18 protein-coding genes and 1 CRISPR repeat array are annotated in these 22866 nt (G+C 49.8%); of the genes, 4 read left to right on the top strand and 14 right to left on the bottom strand.

Going from position 1 to position 22866, the window contains the following annotated elements:
• Positions 1 to 120 precede the first annotated feature (120 nt).
• The 4 genes from EYB31_RS06865 to EYB31_RS06850 form a co-directional block, all read right to left on the bottom strand.
• Entirely contained in the window at positions 121 to 612 is a 492-nt protein-coding gene (locus EYB31_RS06865) for an IS66 family transposase (RefSeq protein ID WP_131012554.1), read from the bottom strand.
• Between the two features lie 64 nt (positions 613 to 676).
• Positions 677 to 1714 (bottom strand): transposase, encoded by a 1038-nt coding sequence (locus EYB31_RS06860; protein ID WP_131012553.1) that lies wholly within the window; start codon positions 1712 to 1714, stop codon positions 677 to 679.
• Between the two features lie 295 nt (positions 1715 to 2009).
• A CRISPR array of direct repeats spans positions 2010 to 2974; the repeat unit is 32 nt; unit sequence ATTTCAATCCACGCTCCTACGTGAGGAGCGAC.
• Positions 2975 to 3335: 361 nt separating this feature from the next.
• Positions 3336 to 4235 carry a glycoside hydrolase family protein gene (locus EYB31_RS06855; RefSeq protein WP_131012552.1) on the bottom strand — a complete coding sequence of 300 codons (900 nt, stop codon included), beginning with the start codon at positions 4233 to 4235 and terminating at the stop codon, positions 3336 to 3338.
• Between the two features lie 775 nt (positions 4236 to 5010).
• On the bottom strand, positions 5011 to 5742 hold the full coding sequence (locus EYB31_RS06850; protein WP_131012551.1) for a ZIP family metal transporter: 732 nt from the start codon (positions 5740 to 5742) through the stop codon (positions 5011 to 5013).
• Between the two features lie 304 nt (positions 5743 to 6046).
• Here EYB31_RS06850 and EYB31_RS06845 point away from each other — a divergent pair, with 304 nt between their 5' ends.
• From EYB31_RS06845 to EYB31_RS06830, 4 genes are read left to right on the top strand one after another with little or no spacing between them, the layout of a single operon-like run.
• Positions 6047 to 7018 (top strand): metal ABC transporter solute-binding protein, Zn/Mn family, encoded by a 972-nt coding sequence (locus tag EYB31_RS06845; protein ID WP_131012550.1) that lies wholly within the window; start codon positions 6047 to 6049, stop codon positions 7016 to 7018.
• A 19-nt stretch (positions 7019 to 7037) separates the two neighbouring features.
• On the top strand, positions 7038 to 7802 hold the full coding sequence (locus tag EYB31_RS06840; RefSeq protein WP_131012549.1) for a metal ABC transporter ATP-binding protein: 765 nt from the start codon (positions 7038 to 7040) through the stop codon (positions 7800 to 7802).
• A 5-nt stretch (positions 7803 to 7807) separates the two neighbouring features.
• On the top strand, positions 7808 to 8743 hold the full coding sequence (locus tag EYB31_RS06835; RefSeq protein ID WP_131012548.1) for a metal ABC transporter permease: 936 nt from the start codon (positions 7808 to 7810) through the stop codon (positions 8741 to 8743).
• On the top strand, positions 8740 to 9612 hold the full coding sequence (locus EYB31_RS06830) for a metal ABC transporter permease (protein ID WP_131012547.1): 873 nt from the start codon (positions 8740 to 8742) through the stop codon (positions 9610 to 9612). Before EYB31_RS06835 ends, EYB31_RS06830 begins: the two co-directional genes overlap by 4 nt.
• On the opposite strand, the gene EYB31_RS06825 is transcribed toward EYB31_RS06830, so the two are convergent.
• The 10 genes from EYB31_RS06825 to EYB31_RS06780 all read right to left on the bottom strand — a co-directional run bounded on the left by EYB31_RS06825 (position 9605) and on the right by EYB31_RS06780 (position 22829).
• Positions 9605 to 10639 carry a glucosaminidase domain-containing protein gene (locus EYB31_RS06825; protein WP_165452270.1) on the bottom strand — a complete coding sequence of 345 codons (1035 nt, stop codon included), beginning with the start codon at positions 10637 to 10639 and terminating at the stop codon, positions 9605 to 9607. The genes EYB31_RS06830 and EYB31_RS06825 overlap by 8 nt on opposite strands.
• A gap of 497 nt (positions 10640 to 11136) precedes the next feature.
• A complete protein-coding gene (locus EYB31_RS06820) occupies positions 11137 to 12438 on the bottom strand; it encodes a (Fe-S)-binding protein (protein WP_131012545.1) in 1302 nt (433 codons plus the stop codon).
• Positions 12435 to 13838, bottom strand: a complete 1404-nt coding sequence (locus tag EYB31_RS06815) for an FAD-binding oxidoreductase (protein WP_131012890.1) — start codon at positions 13836 to 13838, stop codon at positions 12435 to 12437. The genes EYB31_RS06820 and EYB31_RS06815 overlap by 4 nt, the downstream gene beginning before the upstream one ends.
• Before the next feature lie 48 nt (positions 13839 to 13886).
• Positions 13887 to 14582, bottom strand: a complete 696-nt coding sequence (locus EYB31_RS06810) for a FadR/GntR family transcriptional regulator (RefSeq protein ID WP_131012544.1) — start codon at positions 14580 to 14582, stop codon at positions 13887 to 13889.
• 454 nt (positions 14583 to 15036) lie between these two features.
• The gene (locus EYB31_RS06805) at positions 15037 to 15441 is read right to left on the bottom strand and encodes a CBS domain-containing protein (RefSeq protein ID WP_131012543.1); all 405 of its coding nucleotides are present in this window, start codon (positions 15439 to 15441) and stop codon (positions 15037 to 15039) included.
• Positions 15442 to 15565: 124 nt separating this feature from the next.
• Complete coding sequence (locus tag EYB31_RS06800; RefSeq protein ID WP_240762153.1) at positions 15566 to 16306, bottom strand: YheC/YheD family protein; 741 nt, start codon at positions 16304 to 16306, stop codon at positions 15566 to 15568.
• A 110-nt stretch (positions 16307 to 16416) separates the two neighbouring features.
• Positions 16417 to 18711, bottom strand: a complete 2295-nt coding sequence (locus tag EYB31_RS06795; RefSeq protein WP_165452269.1) for a helix-turn-helix domain-containing protein — start codon at positions 18709 to 18711, stop codon at positions 16417 to 16419.
• A gap of 169 nt (positions 18712 to 18880) precedes the next feature.
• Positions 18881 to 20428 carry a type 2 periplasmic-binding domain-containing protein gene (locus EYB31_RS06790; protein WP_131012541.1) on the bottom strand — a complete coding sequence of 516 codons (1548 nt, stop codon included), beginning with the start codon at positions 20426 to 20428 and terminating at the stop codon, positions 18881 to 18883.
• 282 nt (positions 20429 to 20710) lie between these two features.
• On the bottom strand, positions 20711 to 21712 hold the full coding sequence (locus EYB31_RS06785; RefSeq protein WP_131012540.1) for a DUF4432 family protein: 1002 nt from the start codon (positions 21710 to 21712) through the stop codon (positions 20711 to 20713).
• A gap of 109 nt (positions 21713 to 21821) precedes the next feature.
• A complete protein-coding gene (locus tag EYB31_RS06780) occupies positions 21822 to 22829 on the bottom strand; it encodes an aldo/keto reductase (protein ID WP_131012539.1) in 1008 nt (335 codons plus the stop codon).
• Positions 22830 to 22866: the final 37 nt, after the last annotated feature.

Here is a 22866-nt window from a genome sequence, read left to right as displayed (position 1 = left end):
GGAGCGTATCATCGATCCGGGAGATGTGGAGAAAATGATTTCACTACACAGAAACCGGGTCCACGACCGGTTTCCTTTGCTTATTCCGCCCGCAGAAGCACGTCGCATGATGTTTTTTTTCTACGACTGGCCAATTAACGCACAATACTTAGATTCAGTCTCTTGTAGGTACTTTTGCGGGTCGCGGCGGAATCGACGACGTTTTGTTGTTTCTTCCAAACGGTTAGACCATCTGGAGCGTTCTTCGCGAAACGCTTCGTAACTAACACTCTGGAGTCGTCTAAGGAGATCATTTTGGCGAAGAGCATCATCGACGAACACAACAAACTCCCCAGACCGAATGATGCATTCGTTCCAGCTTCTCAGTCCTGTCATTCGTCGATGACGTGTTTTGGTTTTACGGAAAAATCGCTCGTGGTCGTTGTTGGTACGAGGAACGTGTGGGTGGTCGTAACAAGTGAAGAGCCCTTTCCAAAAGCCTTTTGTGTAGCTCATGAAATTTTTAACCATCGGCTGGTCAGCCTCTTCATTGTACGTTTGCTCTAACCACTTCAAAAGGTAATTCATTTGTAACTGCACAGACTCACTAGATTGATCGAGTGCTGGATTCAAGATGTTAGCTACGTGATGTAAAGGTTGTGACCAGCGCTTTACTTCTTCGTAGAGCCCGCGAAATTCAGTCAGTTTGTTGAATATTCTGAAAACGTTTTGAAGTTGCGAGGGCCCCTTTTTTATCCAGGCATGTTTGTAGAGATGCCTGAATGACTTCGGCGGTTTCGTAAATCTGAATTCCGGGCAAGTCCAATGGTGGGTTACCATCCTCGAGGAGCACAGAACGAACGGCTGCCAAATAATCCTGCACAACTTCGGATTCTTCGAAAGCACTCTTGTCGAGTTTCCTTTCGATCTCTCGAATGCCGCGCAGACTTTTCTTTATGCCGGTTTTGAGTTTACGGTCCAGATCGACGATGGGCTTAGCGATATCCTTTAAGTAGTGATACTGGCAGTACTGATACGGGACATCGGGAAGCAACGACTCCATGGCCATACGGATAGATTGCTGACCATCCGTAACAATGCCGATGACGGGGAAACCGAGATCGATGACGGGTTGGATGAGCTCTTTCAGTTCTTCTGCCCCGCTGCTCTTTAGGCTTTTAGCAACCAAAATAGTGCCACTAAACACCTCTCGGACAACATAAAGCGTCTCATTTCCTTTCTCGGGTTGAACACCGTCCATGGAGATCATGATTCCTCCGTGCGAGTTTACCACTTGCTTGAGTTCTTCTTTCACATAATCCGTTACGCTAGAACGCAACAATGTTAAATACCGCTCATACAAACGTTGGGAATTACGTTCGGATGTAGCAACACCGCGGCCTGAAAGCTCCTCGGTTATTTCGGCAATGGTCATATGTTGCTTGAAACGGAGTTGACCAACAAGGGCGAGCACGTCGAAACCGTAAGAAGTATGTTTCATAGCGAGCAGATCCGCTTCTGCGGACTTGTAATAGGTGTTGGGAAATTCGCAATTTACATTGGAACAGACATAAGCCATGCTCCAAGCCTGGATAACTCCGTGGAGAGTAGAGATGTTCTTTTTCCAAGCTGTATGGCTTCTCTTTAGTTTTGCACCACAGTGCAGGCAATGTTCAAACTCGGGTCTGAAGTACATCTTATCTTTTGGAACAATTCGATTTTTCGGCAGTGGCATAAAAAAGAAACCTCCATCAAAGTGGGTAGTTACTACTTCGACAGAGGCATATGGAAATCCTTGTTAGTTAATTGGTCAGTCGTAGTTTTTTTATAGGCCAGTTGTATGAGGTCTGCTATGCTCGGAGAATTGTTCGAGTATGTGCTGTTTCCTGAGTTGTCCTGGGAATGGGGAGTCAAACAGGAGGGGGTACTTCCAGAAATTTACATCAAACGACATCCGGGAAAACGGGAACCGGACGCTCTTACGTGAGGAGCGACATCTCTTAAGAGTGCTGACTGAAACCCCCAGAAAAATTTCAATCCACGCTCCTACGTGAGGAGCGACTTAATTTGCATCGTACCGCTATTTGCCATATGCTTATTTCAATCCACGCTCCTACGTGAGGAGCGACGAAGCAATTTCAACAAGAATACCCGTCGTTTGCGATTTCAATCCACGCTCCTACGTGAGGAGCGACAAGATTTTCCGGGCGATCTATTGAAGATGTACCAGATTTCAATCCACGCTCCTACGTGAGGAGCGACTGAACATCAACTGCGCCTTGAGATTTCAGAAAACATTTCAATCCACGCTCCTACGTGAGGAGCGACAATCTATTGACACAAATCAAGGACGTTCTAGCGATTTCAATCCACGCTCCTACGTGAGGAGCGACACTTTTACCAACACCCGAAGCCGACGTATATAACAATTTCAATCCGCGCTCCTACGTGAGGAGCGACACCGATCGCTGGCCGGGCTCGGATACTGCAAATTCAATTTCAATCCACGCTCCTACGTGAGGAGCGACCGTTATCGGAATAATTGTTTTTGAGCCCTGCTAATTTCAATCCACGCTCCTACGTGAGGAGCGACACTGTCGGCGATTTGCAAATTACTTCGCAGACTGATTTCAATCCACGCTCCTACGTGAGGAGCGACGGGCACAATTATACCTTTTGGATATCCATTCATTATTTCAATCCACGCTCCTACGTGAGGAGCGACTGTAGCCATGGGAGAGTGGCTACATGTTTACAACGAATTTCAATCCACGCTCCTACGTGAGGAGCGACGCCAATTGGGACACGCGGCCGCTGTCTCCGGCAAAAATTTCAATCCACGCTCCTACGTGAGGAGCGACGTCATTTCCAGCGTCGCTATCTGCGACTGCAAGGCTATTTCAATCCACGCTCCTACGTGAGGAGCGACTTTTTCCTTAGCGATAAATGCCCCGATCAATCGGATTTCAATCCACGCTCCTACGTGAGGAGCGACAGCGAGTCTCGGCAGGCCTTGCTGCGTAAGGCTTGCGAGCCTCAAAAGTGCGAACCGGATAAAAAGGTCCTAATCTTATCTCATTTTACCCGAACAAACAGGCAGATTTCCACATATGACGCTTGGTGCGAATCTCCCAGAAAATTCATGTGAGCTTGGGGTTCGCACTTCACGGCATTGTTATGGGAATTGTTACCATGTCATCCAAAACATACGCCTCAACTGGAATTCGCGGAGACTAATTTCCGGTACCATGATCAAGATAGGTTCGAAAATACCGGACAGCCAGGACAGCCTTCCGTCACCTTAAGATTCAACTAGCTCACAATGCATACGGACGCTATGCATCGATTTGTTATCGTCATTTCGGCCAACTCCACTCGCGAAGATCGTCGCTCCATGCTAAGCCGATGCAAGCATGTGTATCAAATATAACATGCTCATCTTCCGGGCCGCTTCCGTGGAAAAACATCAGGAACTTCTCGATGCCCTGTACTTGTCTGCAATCCAACACAAAACTTGCAGTTATTCTGCCTCTCGCCCAATCCCATTCCCGCTGGCCAAATGTCAGCAGCACATCATCATGCGTCCAATGGCGCAGATCGGATGACCTCATGATCCCAATTCCGTTTTCTGGCGAATGAAACATGACGTATTGATCCTCGATGTTCAGAATACAAACGTTTTCACCAGCATTTTCGTTTCCACAAAACGTCCATTTCTTTAAATCGTAAGAGCACGACACGCTGACTCCATTCTGCTTGTAGAAACAATACCATTTCCCTGGCTCTTCCTTGCTTTCAATTAGATAAGGGTCGATCATGCGGCCCATCTGCTCCACAGGCACGTCATCCCCCTTTACCTTAAGCAGTTCGGGCGCCGACCAACAATCAAGGTCAGTGCTTTCCATCGTCCAAATACGTGAGGTCTGGTTACCGTATTTCTCTTCGTTTGGCCGCGGATAAGTCTGAAGACACATCACCCATTTGTCCCTAAAACGGATAATGTTTCCCGGACTGGAGAAGTTCAGGCTACGATCCCTGGGTGTCAATTTTTTGGGTGAGGTCCATTGGATCAGATTATGGCTTTCACACATCGCCGTATACATATATACAGTTCCGTCAGGCTCCGTTTCGGTCAATGTACAGTAGAGTCGAAACACTCCGTCATGGTAAATAACCGCAGGGTCGCGATACGCAATACGTTCATTGCCCTGGAGTAAAATAGGAGATGGAATGCCGTTTAAATTGAATTGTGTCATAAAGTGCCTCCTTGGGACAACATTGCTCACAGCATTTACGTGAGGAGAGACATCGTCAAGGTCGTCTGCCCTTCCGTCGTAATATCATTTATTTTAATTCGCGCCCCTGTGTAAGGGGCGACTTATCTAAGCCAGTTGTTTTACTGCATTCGATCCTTTATTTCAATCCACGCTCCTACGTAAGGAGCGACGCATAATTGTGACCATATGGGCTGCTCATCGGTAATTTCAATCCACGCCCCTACGTAAAGAGCGACTCTGGCGACTCAACATTTTGTTCACCTCCTCAACATTTCAATCCACGCTCCTACGTAAAGAGCGACCGAGATAAAGAAGGCAAACATCTGAATGTACTCGATATTTCAATCCACGCTCCTACGTAAAGAGCGACTTTATAATGTCGATCGTTATAAGTTCGATTGCCTGATTTCAATCCACGCTCCTACGTAAGGAGCGACGGCGGGTGGTTCCAAGCCTTATATATCAAGGCATGCAAGCCCCAAAAGTGCGAATCGATACTATACTTCCAAAAACGACCAGTTTATGCATTTAATTATGTAACAGTTCCTGAAAAGAAGCAAGGTGCGAATCCCTTGGGGTTTGCATGTGAGCTTCAGGTTCGCACCAAATCTATCAACCGACTCTCGCAATATCGGCGGCGGCAGAAGCCTCTCTTCCGCCAGATCACTTCGACATCACCAATGCCGGTATGTATTCAAGCGCCAAGCAATTGATTGAAGCTCCCCTTTTCTGACCGATTTACTTTACCCCCACCCTACCTCAACAAATGCGTCAAGCAGATCATCGTCAACAACCCAAAAATAAACGAAAAGGTCGACGCCCTCTCGTTTCCGTCCCCATGACTTTCCGGGATCAGCTCCTTGTAAACGACAAAAAGCATCGCTCCTGCGGCAAACGCTAGGCCATACGGAACAACACCCGAGAAGAGTCCGGTAAAAAGATAACCAATCCAGCAAAAAAGCAATTCCAGCATGCCGGTGATCGTTGCCAACAAGACGGCCACCCATTTATTTACACGATGTGTAATGAGAAATAACGCGATCAGAAACCCTTCGGGAATGTTCTGCAGTCCGATACTTAACGCAACGATAGCGCCTAAATCCTGATCCGCGCTTCCATAACTGACGCCTACGGACAGCCCTTCTGGAAGATTATGAAGCGCCATCGCAGACAGAAACAGAAATGTGCTTGCCGCATGGGGAGATTTTGTTTTCGCGTGTTCGGGATCCTCATGAGGCACAATCAGTTCCATTAAAGTCAGTATGATCGTCCCTAATAAAATGCCGATCGTTAATACAACGAGGTTGGAAATTTTTAAAGCCGATGGAATGAGTCCATACGTAGATGCCGACACCATAACTCCCGCTGTAAATGCTAAAAGAATGTCTCTTCCGCGGTGCGTTACATGGGTAAATAACATCGCAGGCAGAGCGCCTAGCACCGTACACAGCGATGAGGCTGCGGCTCCAAGCAGAATGGTATTCATGAACGCCTCCTCGATTAGGACATGGTTGTTGTCATCATATGAGGAAACAAGCTGTTTAAGACTTGCTGCGGCGTTGTTAAACCGAAGAACAATTTTGCATAGGGTAAATTTTTTGTTGTACAGGCAATTATTTTGGTGTAGGATAATAATGTGGTAGTAGGCGATACAAGGGCCGCTTATTTTTTTGCCCCGAATGTTTCCTTAAGGAAACATTCTTACTCTAAGGAAAGAGAGTTGATAGATGTCAAGAACCCGTTGTAAGACTTGAGCAAGGCTAACTATTTAAAAAGAGGAGAGATAAACGATGCGTGTCCAATCATCTTTAAGATTAACAAGTCGGGTTCAACGGTTGCTTTTTATGATCCTAATTGTCGGCAGTCTTGCCGTTATGTCCGCATGCGGCGGCAGCCCAAACGCTTCACCAAGCGAATCGGGAAAAATTAAAGTGACAACTACAGTCGGAATGATCACCGATGTGGTCAAGCACATTGGCGGAGAACACGTAGAAGTAACGGGGCTTATGAAAGCGGGCGTTGACCCTCATCTATATAAAGCTTCACAAGGAGATATCGCTAAGCTGGATAAGGCGGATATTATTTTTTACAACGGGCTTCATCTGGAAGGAAAAATGGTTGAAATTTTTGAAAAAATGGCCAAAAAGAAGACAACTGTCGCCGTATCGGACAACATTCCCCATAACACGCTGAGATCCGGAGCCCAAAACGGGATGGACACCGAATACGATCCGCATATTTGGTTTAATGTTAAGCATTGGATGAAGGCTGCGGAGTCAATTAGAGACACGCTTGTCCAACATGATCCGAACCACGCTGAAGATTACCGTAAAAATGCCGACGCCTACCTGAAGCAATTGCAGCAGCTTGATGAAGAAGTGGCACAGAAAGTTAAGACCATTCCAGAGAAAAGCCGGGTATTGGTGACGGCGCACGATGCTTTTGGTTATTTCGGCGATGCGTACGGTCTCAAGGTTATGGGTTTGCAGGGCATCAGCACCGCTTCCGAAGCGGGTACAAAAGATGTCACGGATTTGCGCGATTTTCTGGTTGAAAACAAAATCAAAGCGGTGTTTATCGAGTCCAGCGTTCCCCGTAAAGCCATTGATGCCGTCATCGGAGGCGCCAAGGAAAAAGGCCATATGATGCAGATCGGCGGCGAATTGTTCTCCGATGCCATGGGCGAAGAAGGAACGCCGGAAGGTACGTATATCGGGATGGTTCGCCATAATGTCGATACGATTGTAAATGCCCTTAAGTAAACAAGAGGAGATGTACATCATGCACAAATATCCTTTGATTATCCAAGATCTGTCCGTTGCTTATCAGAAAAAACCGGTGCTGCGAGACATTACGTTTCAGGTGCCGGAAGGACAGCTGATTGGTATCGTCGGTCCGAACGGAGCCGGAAAATCCACTTTAATTAAAGCGGCGTTAGGCCTCATTCCCCGGTTATCCGGCAATGTAACCATCTATGGAAAACCATACACCGAGCAGCGTAAACTGGTTGGTTACGTGCCGCAGCGGGAATCCGTCGATTGGGATTTTCCCACCAATGCGCTGGATGTGGTGATGATGGGACGGTACGGACATTTGGGCTGGTTCAAACGCCCAGGGAACGCCGAAAAAAGAATCGCCATGGAGTGCCTGGCGAAGGTCGGCATGGCGGATTTTGCCGGCAGGCAGATCAGCCAGCTGTCCGGCGGACAGCAGCAGCGGATTTTTTTGGCAAGAGCGCTGGCGCAGGACGCCAAGCTGTATTTTATGGATGAACCGTTTGTCGGCGTCGATGCCGCTACCGAAAAAGCGATCATCACACTGCTTAACGAACTGAAAAAGCAAGGCAAAACCGTGCTGGTCGTTCATCATGACCTCGCCACGGTCAAAGAATATTTTGATTGGCTGATGCTGCTGAACATAGAGCTTATCGATTTCGGACCAACGGAGCAAACATTCACGACCTACAAACTGCAGCAAACGTATGGCGGCAGATTAACGATTCTGGATCGGGATCATCCGTCAGCCCTTATCACCAACGGGAGGTGACACAGATGCTCGAATGGTTTAACGTTCTCCATGACCCCAATGCGCGGTGGATACTTTTCGGCTGCATGCTCCTAGGTTTAAGCAGTGGAGTGATCGGCAGCTTCGCCTATTTGCGCAAGCAGTCCTTGATGGGCGACGCATTGTCGCATGCCGCTCTGCCTGGTGTTTGCATCGCCTTTATGCTCAGCGGTTCAAAATCGATCTTTCTGTTTCTGCTCGGAGCTGCTGCCGCAGGCATAACGGCCACCTTTGGAATCGGCTTCATTACGCGCCATACAAGAATCAAGCAGGATTCCGCGTTGGCCATCGTTCTCACCGTATTTTTTGGTCTCGGCATCGTACTGCTTACCCAAATCCAGCATTCCGGCAGCGGCAATCAGAGCGGGCTGGATAAGTTCCTTTTTGGGCAAGCCGCTTCCATGATGCAATCCGACGTCATGATCATGGCTGTCATTTCCATCGTGCTGGTTGGCATTTGCAGTCTGCTGTTCAAGGAATTCAAGCTGCTCAGCTTCGATCCCGGTTTTGCGCGCGGAATAGGTTATCCCGTTGCTGTCATGGACCAGCTCATGATGTTTCTCATCGTCATAGCCGTTGTCGCCGGCATTCAAGCGGTCGGCGTCGTGTTAATGGCGGCTCTGCTGATCACCCCTGCCGTGTCGGCCCGATATTGGACGGATAAACTGGGACTTATGGTCGTGCTTTCCGGATTGTTCGGCGCTCTCAGCGGCTCTATCGGTACGTTGATCAGCGCAAGCGGCAATAATTTGCCAACCGGACCCTTGACCGTACTTGTCGCTACTTGCTTGTTTGTTGTATCGGTCATCGCCGCTCCCCGCCGGGGCATTTTATCCAAAGTACTGCTGCACGCTTCCGTCCGCCATAAAATACGCATGGAAAAATCCGTGCTCCAAGCGGAACAAAAGGAGAATGCGCTATGAGCACACTATGGATCATCTTAACCGGTGCACTCGTGGCGAGCGCCTGCGGCATTGTGGGCTGCTTTCTTGTCTTGCGCAAAATGGCGATGATCGGAGATGCCATAAGCCACTCCGTGTTGCCGGGCATCGTCATCGCTTTTCTGATCAGCGGGTCGCGAGATTCCTTGTTTATGCTGCTTGGCGCAGCCGCCATCGGCCTTATTACCGTGTTCTTGATACAACTGTTCCACCAAAGCGGCGTCCAGTCGGATGCGTCAATCGGCGTCGTATTCACCGCCCTGTTTGCGGTTGGCGTTGTCCTGATCAGTATGTATACGAGAAATATCGATTTGGATCTGGATTGCGTGCTGTACGGCGAAATTGCTTATGTTCCCTGGAATACGCTTCATGTAGCCGGCATGGATATCGGACCAAAAGCGGTCTGGGGTGTCGGTATGGCGCTGCTGTTGTGTGTCGTTGTGATTTCCGCGTTTTACAAGCAATTTAAAATTTGCTCGTTCGATCCGGCTATGGCTGCTGCGGCCGGCATTCCTGTCGCTTTGTTTCATTACTTGCTGATGGGGCTTGTTTCCGTCAGTACGGTCGCTTCTTTCGAAAGCGTCGGGGCCATTCTGGTCGTTGGCATGCTTGTCGTTCCGCCCGCCACAGCTTATCTGCTCACAGAGAGATTAAGCCGGATGATCTTGTTAAGTGTCGCCATTGGCTGTCTCAGCTCCGTGGCCGGTTATTTTGCAGCTCGCGTACTGGACGCTTCGATTGCCGGAAGCATGATTTGCGCAGCAGGCGGTTTCTTCCTCATCGCCTTGCTCTTCTCACCGACACATGGTGTGGTTTTCCGCAAATGGCATCAAAGACGTCTGGTCAAATGACCTTCTTATAATCGCCGTTCATAATGCTCATCACCAGAGACGGCCAATTGGAATTGGCCCCGCAATATTTACGTGCAATCTTCTCAATGCTTGTAAAACCTTGTTCGATATAAAACTCGGAGATGATGTGGCCGAATTCCTTGACGCTCTCCCCTTTTGTTGTGAAGCTGAGCGCGCTATTGTACGAATCGTTGTCGATCGCGTTAAGACCAAACAAATTGTTTTTATTTCGGGCCAATTGGCTTTTTCCGTGGCCGCTTTCCAGTTTCATCACCGCAATCGTAAAATACGAGTTGATTCCGTACGTTTTTTCGATTTCCAAAATCGCTTGTTCCAGCCCTTCGCCTTCCAGAGCAGTGTTTTGGATAATTTTGGAAATTTGTTCTTCAGTCAGGCCGGAATCGGATTTTACCGTAGCATTTGGTTTTTTGGGTTCGGTGGATTTGACTTGCAGCTCTGCTTGCAGGGCAGGCTGTGGAGGGGATGGTATGGCAGCGACTGCTTGCTCTGCGGCCTGTTTATCGGCTGTCTGAGCGACTTGCACAGGAGGCCTGTTGGCGTCTTCGCTGAGCTTTTTGGCATAGCTACCATGGATGTATCCTTCGTTTTTTAATTGGAGCCACCCGTTGCCGGTTTCGCTTAGCACATCAAGAATGCTGCCTTTCTGCACGACATTGATAATTTTGGACGTACTATCCGCTTGTTCACGCACATTTAAATAATACGCCGTTACTTCGTATTTGGCTTCGATGGGGTCAATACTCGCAGATTGGGCTTCAGTGGGGGCGATATGCGCTGATTGAGATTCGACCGGATCCGTATTCTCCGGTTCCTTCGCAAGTTCGGCCATGAGTGGGTTTTCGTCTTTTACTTCGGAAAGCGCTGCCGGTTCTTCATATGTGACAAAAGCAAGCGGTTCCGGCTGATCTATGAACGATTTGTTAACCATTGAGGTGTGTTGCTTCGAGTCGTGATCCAAGATGTTACGGGCAGCTGTCTTCGTATGACTGTTCGTCCAAGTATCCATATCAAATCCCATGGTAAAGAGTAGCGTCACGCATAGCAGATAAACGAATATGTACTGTTTAAGTGGATTACGCATGTAGGGCACCCTTTCGTTTGTTGATTTTTTTACACATCCTTGTATTTGCTTGTCATACCACCCTAGTAATATATAACGTTAGTACCCTGTTTATTCCACAAAAAACGAAGTAGAAGACAAGTTAACCTGATTGTACACAAATTCGCACGAGAAGCTTGTCACTTTAGCGTTGACCGTTTGCAACTTAATTTGTCGCATTTGTATGCAACCCGTCAGAGAACATAAGTTTACGTCACATCGCTTTGAAAAAAATGAACAAAAAAAGCATCCTCTCGGATGCTTTTCCGTCTGCATTATCTCAACGGTTTCGTAGAAGATCTCACATATTGAAATTCATAAATCCCGCTGCCTGCCACGTAAATATAATTTACATCAGGCCCGCTTGTCAACGATATCGAATACCGGTTACGTTCCTCTGCGTCTTATTCGATCCCCGCTGCTTCCGCCAAAAATTCCACAAGATGAAGCACCCGAACTTGCCCCGATTTCTGTTCCCTTTCTACGCCCAATTTCATCTGCAGCAAACATCCGGGGTTAGTGGTGATAATCGTAGCCGCCAACGTATCGTTTACATACTCCATCTTCCGGTCCAAAATGTCCATGGAAGCATCAAAGTTGACGATATTGTAAATGCCCGCCGAACCGCAGCACATCTCGGCTTCCTTCATCTCGACGAATTCGACGTTTGGGATGCTGCGAATGAGCTGGAGCGGTTCTTTGTTCACCTTCTGAACGTTGGTCATATGGCAGGAACGCTGGTACGTCACCCGCTCCGCCGAATGCTTGGCAACCGAAACGCCGCCGCACCATACAAGCACTTGAGAAATGTCCTTCGATTTCTCCGCAAACCGTTTGGCACGCTCCTTCCACTCCGGTTCGTCCGCCAACAGATGGCCGTATTCAACCAGCAGCGCCCCGCAGCCTCCGGCGTTATTAACGATGAAATCCGCTTCGACCTGTTCAAAAGCGGCGATATTTCGTTTGGCCAGCCGCTTGCTTTCGTCCAGTTCGCCGGAATGGGCATGCAGCGCTCCGCAGCATGTCTGATTATCGATCACGACAACGTCGCAGCCGGCGGCGGCAAGCAGCTTCACGGACAAATGATTGATGCGTCTGAACATCGCATCCATAACACAACCTGTGAAAAAAGCGACCGTGTACTTCTTCGCTCCCCGGGCCGCCGTGAACCGCGGCAGCCTGGAACGTTCCAGCGGAGATACCGCCGGCGGCGCGATCACTTCGAAATCGCCCAAGTGCGAAGGCAACTTGGCAATGACGCCACTTTTGCGCGCCAGCTTTTGCACGCCGCTTTTTTCATAAAACCACTTGGCGTTGCCGATCAGATTCATCGCTTGACGGCTGGGAAATACTCTCTTGAATAACGTATGGCGTAAAATCCTCACCGGAGCGGAATAAGTCTTTCTGCGCGTAATAGCGGCGCGTGCCGCCTCCAAGATGGAGCCGTATTCCACCCCCGTGGGGCAGACCGTTTCGCAAGCCCGGCAGCCGAGACACAGATCCATCGGTTCTTCCAACACGGAAAGATCCGTAATTTTCCCTTCGCCGACCATCTTCACCAGATTGATCCGGCCGCGCGGCGAATGCGTTTCCTTGCCCATCGTGGCATATGTCGGACAGGCCGGCAAACAATATCCGCATTGCACACACGAATCGGTTTTGTCATATTTCAGTTCTTCGCGCAGCGCTTTCAGCTTGTCGTTCATTCGCTAAGCACCAACTTTTGGCCCGGCTCGGGAAAAATTTTTCCGGGGTTCATAATATGGTTCGGATCCCAAGCGTCCTTGATGCGTTTCATCATATCCAGCCCTTCCGCTCCAAGCTCCATTTCCATAAACGGCGCCTTCATCGTGCCGATGCCATGCTCGCCGGACAACGTCCCCCCCAACTGCACGGCCGTTTCGAAAATTTCCGCAACCGCCTGCTCCACACGCCGCATTTCCTCTTTATCCGATTTGTCGGCCAAAATGTTCGGATGCAAATTCCCGTCGCCGGCATGGCCAAAAACGACAAGCTCGAGGTTGTATTTGGCTTTGATTTCCTGCAAGCGGCGGCACATTTCGGGAATTTGGCTGCGCGGCACGGTCGCGTCTTCGGATATTTTGGTCGGTTTGATCCGCACGATGGCGGGAGATACAAGCTTGCGCGCTTTCCATACTTCGTCTTTTTCCGCTTGTGTCCGCGGCACGCGGACTTCTCGTGCTCCCGCTTCTTTGCATACCCGCGATACTTGCTCGGCTTCGTCTTTGACGGCCAAGGGATGCCCGTCCAGCTCGATCATTATCATCGCTGCCGCATCGCGTGGCAATCCTGAAGGCTCGTAATTCTCCACAGCGACGATGGAAGCCTGATCCATCAGCTCCATTTTGGCAGGCAAAATGCCGGACGTTAATATTTTCGAAATCGCCGTTCCCGCATCGACAAGACTGTCGAAAACCGCCATTACCGTTTCCGCCGCCGGAGGCTTAGGGATCAGACGTAAAATCGCCTTCGTAATGATGCCCAGCGTGCCTTCGGAACCAACGATCAGCTTGGTCAAATCGTAGCCGGTGACGTTTTTTACGGTGCGGCCGCCCGTGCGGATCAGCTCTCCTTGCGGCGTAATGACTTCCAGCCCGATCACGTAATCTTTGGTCACTCCATATTTCAGGCCGCGCGGGCCTCCGGAATTTTCCGCCAAATTGCCGCCGATCGTAGATACGTGGGAGCTGCTCGGATCGGGAGGGTACATCAGCCCTTTTTGCTCGGCCGCTTTATGTATGTTTGAAGTGAGCACTCCGGGGGACACGACGGCAACCAGATCATCGTCGTGAATCTCAAGCACGTCGTTCATCACCGACAAATCCAAAACTATGCCGCCGTGAACCGGAAGCGGCCCGCCGCTTAAGCTGGTCGCTTGACCACGCGGGTATACCGGGATACGCTCGCGGTTGGCCATTTTCACAAGCGTAGCCAGCTCTTCCGCGTTTTTCGTCTGAATCACCACATCCGGCAAATAAGTGCCAAACGAAGCGTCAAACGAATAGCTGTAACGGTCGCTTTCATCGGTCAACACACGGCCGGTTTTGACGATCGTTTTCATTTCTTGAATATGGGATGTTGTCATCTTCGTCACGGGTTCCGTTCCTCCCCTTCGTTCGCTAATACAAGACGCTTAGAAATATAAGCTTAATTTTTTCTCCGCATTTTTCAAATGAATGGCGCATTGAATTTTGGCGAGCTCCGGCTCTTCCCTTTCGATTGCGGATAAAATGTCCCGGTGTTCTTGATGCACCGCTTTGCGTTTTTCGATTAATCCCAGATTGGGCCGGAGCGTAATCTTCAGCGCCCGTTCATATAAGGCGGATAAGCTCTCCGCCATTTGAATCATAATCGGGTTTTGGGTCGCCAGCATGATGAGACGGTGGAATTCGATGTCGGCCTCCGATCCTAACTTGCCGGTATCGGCGGATTCGCTTTCCAGCCATTGCAGCGCCCGGTTCATCATCTCCAGCTGCTCCGGCGTGCGTCTGAGCGCAGCCAAATAAGCCGCTTCCGGCTCCAAAATTTTCCTCATTTCAAACAAATGTTTGATGGCTTCCACATCGTCGCTTTCAATGCGAATCTGATGCAGCAAAGCCGAACCTCCCGACCGCTCCTCGACGTAACTTCCCCCGCCCTGGCGCGAGCTGATCACACCAGCTGCCCGCAGCACGCTAAGCGCCTCGCGGATCGGCACCCGGCTTACGCCAAACTGTGCCGTGAGTTCCATTTCCGTAGGGAGCTTGGAGCCGGGAGGAAATTCGCCGGATTCAATTCTTTGCAGCAGCTCGCGGGAAATCGTTTGTGATACTTTTTCTTTCTCAGCCATAGTTCATCTCCAGATTATCGCCATACTCACTCAAAGTTGTTATACAAATTATTGCATAACAAAAAAAAACAGTCAATAATCCGCAGATAAAATCAATATATCAAAATATATGTAATACAAATATCGCAAATGTTAGCATGGGATTACAACCGTAAATAGCGTAGACCATCGGTGTAAGCGGAACCAAATGTTTGTGAAGGAATGGAAGTCGACTCATCATGCCCGTCGTGAACTCCGTGTGATCATTAAAGACGGGCAATCATCGAACCGATAAGCGGGGCTTATGAAAATGAAAAGTAAAGCAGCGGGTGTACGGGGCGTACGGTTGGAACCGAGACAGCGATGGACGGCTTGCCGCCGTCCGTCCCGAGCGCGTTATGGCGCTGCGCGGATGTTCGGTTCAAGATTGGGTGAGAATGGAGGCCGGAATCATACCATGTTCATGCCGCAGCGGTCAGTCGGTAATATTGTCCGTGTAATACTCGATGATATCTTTGCGGCGGATAATTCCGATAAATATGCGTTGATCGTCTACAACAGGAACGAAGTTTTGATCGGCAGCGAGTTCAAGCATATCTTCCAAGTGGGCATTCACAGATACACATTCGTTATGAATGCGGCGTTTGATTTCGCAAACCTTCACCGTATCCAAGTTCTGAAAAGTTAATCCGGGGGTGCATTTCATCTTCCACAATAAATCGCCTTCAGAGAGCGTACCCACGTATCTGCCTTCGCCGTCAATAACGGGAATAGCCGTGTATTGGGTCTGCTCCAACTTATTCATTGCCTCCAGCATGTTGGCGGATGAATTGATGTAAGACACCTTTTCCTTGGGGAACAAAAAATCGCATATTTGCATCAGGCAAAACTCCCTTCTTAAATCAATCTGAACATATGGCTGAATTCAAGTTTACCATACCCCAGCAAAAAGAAAAAACCTTGGCAGGGCGCAGCCAAGATTTTGATCGTCATGCAGCATGAAACTATCTTTTTAATTTGGCATACCTTAGAATCCTTCTATACATCGTTTTATCTTTTAACGTGTTAAAAATCGACATATCGGGTCCGGTGTTGATTTCCAGAATCCACGGTTTCATGTTGGAATCGATGGCGATATCGACGCCAAAGGCCGGCTTGCTTTTATAGCTTTTCCGCAAGACGCTGCTTGCTTTTTTCCCCAGCTCCTTCATCCTGCGAATATATTCCTTCCTAGCTTCTCCTTGCAGGTGAGATTTGAGCAGCGTATCCAAGGGCAGCGGGGTCCCCCCGGAATGATAATTGGTTACGATCTTGTTTGCCTTCCCCAATCTTCCGATAATCCCCGTGGGAACCAATTGTTTGTTGCGATTCTTCTGCACCATAACCCTGATATCAAACGCCCGTTTGTTATGTTTCAACAAATCGATGCCCCGTTGAGCGACAAACTTATGTTTGGATAAGACGGTTCGCAGCGAACCGTATAACGCGTCGATGGAATGAAACGTTCTGGTGGATTTCCCGCCTTTTAGCGAATAGCCGTTCTGGAGTTTCGTTATTTTCAATATGCCGTGACCGCCCGTACCTTCGTCCGGTTTGACATAAAGCGAATCATACAATTCCAGCATCGCTTTGATATTGGATTTGGTGGCCAGCCGGGTATCGGGGAGGAATGTATTGATTTGGCTGAACTTTTTCATAAAATTATACTTTCCTAATTTGCCCATTCTGTACTTTACTTTCTTCACACCTTCAACCTCCTCAGTTTCGCCAGGTTAATATATGTGATGAAGTAAATACGCGGTACAGGCTACAGTTGGTTTTTGCAAAATTGGCGAAGCGGGCCTCCCCCCCTCCTCTATCGGTGCTGCGTTCGGAATGTGCCGGGGGTCATCTGTGCATTGCGCTGAAAAATGCGAATAAAGTTGCGCTCCGAATAGCCGACCGCCGCGGCAATTTCACTGATCCCGTGGTCGGTTTCTTTGAGCAGCCGTTTGGCTTCAAGCATCTTCGTTTCAACCACATATTCCAAAAAATTGGTGCCCGTTTTCTTCTTGAAAATACGGCTTAAATAAGATGGGCTGACGCCTGCAATTTCGGCGCATTGCACCAGCGACAGATCATTGCCGCAGTTCGCGCGGATATACTGGCACACCTGCTGGACCGCGGTGTCCGACGCCGCTTCCCTGTCTTTGCGGGTCAGCCAGGAATACAGCGGAAACAACGTTTCTTCAAACCAGCTGCGGATTTCTTTGGACGTTTGTTTGCTTTTTAATTGGCCGAACAAATTGTGTTCCATCAAATCGGCTCCGTTGACGCCTTGCTTCTCTAATGAACGAATCAGCGACGCTAACAGCACATGGTAGCCTTGATATATAAGCACATACGACTGAGACCGCTGCAGCACCTCGGCAAACTGGGCAAAATGCTGGACGGCGGACGGGAGATCGTCCTGCTCCAGCGCTTCCAGCACGGCCGACTCGGCATCCGCGGGAAAACGCAGCAGCGTCTGTTTCTTCACATGCTCCACCTCATCGATAAACAAAGCTTGCTCCGAATCGCGAAAAATCCGGTATTGCAGCGCGTTCTCCGCTTCTTTATACGACACCGGCACGTCAACCACGTGCTCATAGAAGCGGCCGATGCCCACGCTAATCTCGAAGGACAAATACTGCCGGAACGTATCGGACAAACCGCTGACATAAGCCAATGTCTGGTCCAGCATCGCCTTGTGGCTTGTATCGGATTTATATTGCAGGATAGCGACGCCCCGGCCTTGATACGGAACGGCATAACCTTGAAGCGCGTCATTGCGCAGCATCTCCTGCATGACATTGGCCAGCGAAAATGCTACAATGCCTTTCTCTTCCGGCCGGAAGCGTTTTTCCTTATAGATGTTTTCGGCCTCGACGATCAACACCACATGAGTAAATCCGGCTTCAATGCCATGCGTCTTGCAATCTTCCAGAAGCGTAGAATTTCTTGTATAGTAGCCGCTTAACAGCTGAAATAAAAACTTCTCGCGCAAGGAAGGTTCGATATTTTCGATATAGGATCCGAGCTTGTCGGTTTCGTTGCTTAAGTAATTGAGCGAATCTTTGATAAAATCCAGCTCGTCCTGCTTATGCTCCATCCCGCCGGAACGGAGCGCGCGGCTGTGGCGAAGCAGCTGTTCAATCGGATTGTAAGCTTTTTTGGAAGTGGCGTACGTCAGAAAAATGCCGACGCCGATAAAAACAAGCAGCGTTTCCACCATCACCTTGCGCATCCAATTAAACTGCTCGGTCATCGCCTGCTCCGGGATAACGGAAACATACGTTCTGCCAAACACATTTTTGACGTACCGGTATTGCGCCGTTTTGCCGTCAATGCCTTCCGCCCAAAAACGCCCCGACGTTTGGTCCGACGATTTGATCATCTGCAAGCCTTTCAGCTCGGCGCTTTTTCGCAAATGAACGGCGTCAAGCCGGCTGTTCTCGGCAAAAGGGTTATTTAATTTGACAATGGTCAGTTCCTGATCGTCTGTCAAAATGGCCGTATCGGTCTCCAGAAACTTGCTCAGCGCAGAGGTCTCGATTTCAAAGCTCAGAACGCCCTCCGGTCCGCCTGTACCAATCAGCGGCAGCAATCTGGCGAAGGTCACATAACCTTCCCGTCCTTTAAGCTGGGTCCATTGCGTCGGATGCGGGCTGCCTAGCAGCTGGTCGATATTGTCTTTATATTTATAATCCTGTTTGGAGACGGCGCCGAATTCATTGGATAATATTTGCTTATCCACGCTATTGTACAATACGATTTCGCTGATAAAACTGTTTGAATTTTTGACCAGTGCGATTTTCCTCAAGATCTCCATGTTCAAAAGGCCGTTTTCATTTGGCATCGCGGTAAATTCTTCCTGCACCATGGGGTCCTTGGCTAATTGAAGCGATTCCTGTTCGATTTCTTGCAACACCCGCTCGGCGCGATCCTTCATGATGGTCATGGACGATTCGCTTTCATTCTGAATATATGTTTCCATCCGGTTCATGGAGAGCTGGTAATAGACCAAGCTGACCAGAATAACGGGAATACATGCAGAAATACAGCCAAGCCAAATCAGCTTAAACAAATACTTACGCGGATTGGTCAATCGCCCGATACCCAGGTATTTCAAGAATAGTTTACTCCAATGAATCATAAACCGATAAGCCCTCCCATTTTTGCGAAAACAATTCCATCGGGCAGTATGCCGCAGCACGCAATGATGATGAAAAGCGGGAAAGGAACGGCTGTCAGCCGATCCGGTATGACCCAGACCGCACAGCCGTCCCTTCGTTATTCGTTTATTTGCCGAACTTTTCTTTGTAATCGGCGGCAAACTCCTGATAAGCTTTCTTGAAATCCGGACTGTTGTTGATCTTGTCGACGTAAGCTTTATATTCGTCCATGGAAATTTGGCCTACGATCGCTTTAATGACCATCGACTGCCACTCCGTGGAATATTTCGGCCAGCTGGCAATCCATGCGTTTGAGTTGATGATGGAGAACGGATCGAACTTGCCGACCTTGGCGTATTCCTCCACCGACTTCATCTTTGCGTCGTTATATGCTTTTGGCGCTGCCGGGTTCAGCACTTTCATCTTGTTGTTGTAGGCAAGCGGGAAGATCGCCCCGGTGCCGTTTGCGGTCACTTGCTTTTTCCCGAGGTCGGTTAGCTGCTGCTGGCCGTCGGCGAGCTGATAATGGACGCCTTCGATACCGTAGTAGTTATAGTCGGTTTGCTCCATCGTTGTTGTTCTTTCGAAGAAATCCAGAATTTGCTTCACTTTCTGCTCTGGAACTTTCTTCGAGATATAAAACGCGCCCGAGAACGGCGTGGACAATTGGATGCTCAGCCCGCCCGGACCTTTCATCGGCGGCAGCGATATGACCTGCGCTTCCGGCTGCACCTTCTTGATTTCCTGCTCGAAGGAATAGTCGCGCCAAATGTTGCGGGCATATGAAGCGGCTCGTCCGGTATTAAACATTTCCTCGGCTTGCGTTTGTTTGATTAAAGAGAAGTCTTTGGACAAGATGCCGTCGGTATACAACCCGCGGAAATAATCGACCATGCTCGTATAGTTCGGAGTGAGCTGCTTATTGATCAAGCCGCCTTCCTTGTCGTAAATCGGATCCAACCCGCCGAAAGCCGCCAGGAAGCTGCCGTCGCCGTCAGCCAGCAGGAAACCTTGGCCGATCAGGCCAACGGTATCTTTTTTGCCGTTGCCGTCGGGATCGCCGTTGACGATCGTTTTTAACGCTGCGGTATATTCATCCAACGTCGTCGGCATCGGAAGCTTGAATTTGTCGAGCCAGTCTTTTCTCATCTTGATGCTCACATCGATTTGCGGACGGTTGCGCGGTACGCCGTAAATTTTGCCGTCCGTCTTCATATAATTCCAAACATCTTTATAGCTGTTGTTTTTCAAATTGGGGTATTTGCTGAAATCGCCGAGAAACGGCGTCAAATCCCAAAACGCCCCCTGCTTGACGGCATTTTGCAGCGTCGGGCGCGTAATGTTGTTGGCGACGATCACCTCGGGAATGTTGCCGGAGGCCAGCACCAAATCAAACTTCGTGTCGTAGTCGCCGGACGGGATCCATTCGACATCGAGCTGGGACTTGCTTTCCTTCTGAAATTTCGACCAATATTCGTTGTTCATATCCGGCACATCGGCATATGAAGGAACCATAAATTGGACTTTCAGTACGGGACCTGCGGCGGCATCTTTTCCTGCAGACGCTCCGGAATTTGCATCTTTACCCCCGCTGCCGCATCCTGCGGCAAGCCCCATGGACACTGCGAGCAGCATGGACATCGTGACAACGTTGCGATTTCTGTTTACGTTCATAATAACCTCCCAAAAACACCTGATATGGTATGGCAGCCATAGGATTTCGTCCGTCTGACAGCGTTTTCGAGATTGATTATTGCAGCCGCAGCGACTGCATGGAAGTGACAGTTTTTGAACCGCCGATTTTTAGGCTTCTGAACAAGATTTGTCATCGTAAGACAACATTTAGCCGGAGCATAAGACTAACATACCACTTAAACGCATTGGATAGTTATGCATAATACGCAGCATATTTACCCTTTTCACGCATAAGCGGCTGTCCATAACTGCTCTTACGTTTTAGCGAAAATCCAACACTTCAAACACCAGCTTTGTATCGCATCGCTCCCCCGGCAGCAGCTGTTGAAACGTGCCGTGCTCCAAGGAATCGTCGAATCCGGCGAAAGCGTCGTTTGAAGGCTCCAGCCCAACTGTATATAAATCCTTTGTATGATTCGACCAGTAACGGATGAATGGAAATATCTGCAAATCCCAATGCAAGCACGCTCCGATCCGCAGTCTGCCGCTCATCAGCTTGACCCATGGTTCACGAACGTGTTTCAGCACGATAAAAAACGACTCGTTCGCCGTCTTGGGCGGCACTTGCAGCAAATTCCGGCTGCTTCCGTCCGGCAGCGTGACCCGGTCGACCGGCTGCTCGTACCGGCGAAGGTCCGATTTAAACGCGCGATCATAACTGCGAGCGTGAAAAGCGACGCAGTCCGGTGGCACCTCGATGGTCACCTGCTCGTCCAGAAAGGAGCCGCCAAAAGCGGCGTGCTGCGTCCACGTAAACCGCATCGGTGCCCCGCCTCTATTTTGCAGCCGCTCGTCAATGTACAGCTTGGCCTCCCCGGACTTCAGCATGTACGTTTTCTCCACATGGATCGGCATTTCCGGCAGATCGACAAAACAGCGGATACCGGCATAACCGTCATCGTCCCGGCAAAGCTCGTATTGCCACGGAACTGTCGCTGCAATGCCGCCGTTCTCTTGCGTAATCTCGACATCCTCATAGCGGCCCCGGTGAGGCAAACAATCCTGCCAGCCCCCGGGATAAAGCTCAGAGTACATCTTCAGCCGCGTCTCGGCAAGATTTCTCCCTTCGAAAACACGCAGCCCTTCCTTTGACTTCACAAGGAAATCGGTATTCGTAGGCTGGTATATAATATCATAGATATCGGCGCCTTTTCCAACCAGTATGCTGACAGACAACAAGCCGTTGTCCAGTTCGACGACTTGAATGCCGGCAACCGTCGTTTCCCGGACCGTGCAAGGCGTCATATGGTCATGGGCAGACAATCGTGATCGCTCCTTTCCGATTGGAAGAAAGGGGATCCCTTCGCCAATGCGGCGGATCTCCCCCTTCCCCGTTCAATTTATATAGAATCTCTTGGCCGGCATCTACGAGTCAGCTTTTTTTAAACATCGATACTTCTTTCGGAGGCGGGAAAATGTCGTCGAGCCGCTTCATGGTTGACTCGTCCAGCCGAATCTCGACCGCGCGCAGCGAGTCCTCCAGCTCTTCTACCGTGCTCGGACCGATGACCGGGCTCACAACCGCCGGGTTGGCAAGCTGCCATGCCAAAGCGACATTGGCTTCCTTCTCGCCGAGATCCCGACACAATAAGGAGAATTGCTCCATCTGCGCACGCCGGTTCTCCAGCAGCATCTGCGCGTCTTCGGTCAGAGTGGGAGGAAGCGGCTGGGTCATATCCACCGCTAACAACCCGCGGGCCAGCGGGCTCCAGATCGTAATGCCGATGCCCAGTTCCCGGGCTGCGGGAAGCACGTCCGTTTCGGGGAAACGGTTCAGCAAATTGTAGCCCTGCTGCTCGGAGACAAGCCCCATAAACCGCCGTTCCTTTGCTTCCGCTTGCGCTTTATGCAAATCGACGCCGGCGAAATTGCAAGATCCGATATAATCGACCTTGCCGTGCCGCACCAGGCCTTCGAATGCTTCCCACAATTCGTCCCAACCCGTATGCCGGTCGACATGGTGCATTTGATACAACTCGATATGGTCGGTTTGCAGTCGGCGCAGCGACGCTTCGACATGCCTGCGGATTTTGTACAAGGATAAGCCTTGGGTTTTGTTCGGGCCGTCCAGCTCATCCAACTCAAACACCCGCCCGACCTTGGTGCCGAGCACCACGCGTTCGCGCCGTCCGCCGCCTTGTGCAAACCAGCGGCCGATCATTTCTTCGGCCGTTCCTCTATGCCCCACACCGCCGTACACATTGGCCGTATCAAAAAAATTGATACCCGCGTCCAGCGCCGCATCCATCATGCGAAACGCTTCCTTTTCGCTTAAGCTGCCGTATTCGCCTTGCTTGGCGACATACCCGCCGAAGGCTGCGGTACCGAGACAAAGCCGGCTGACCCGCATGCCGGTGCGTCCTAAATAGGTGTATTCCATCGCTTATCCTCCTTGTAAGAACTTTCCACGGGAAAGT

It is taken from the genome of Paenibacillus thalictri, from assembly GCF_004307995.1.
Lineage (GTDB): Bacteria > Bacillota > Bacilli > Paenibacillales > NBRC-103111 > Paenibacillus_AF > Paenibacillus_AF thalictri.
This window is presented reverse-complemented; position numbering and strand designations above follow the sequence as displayed.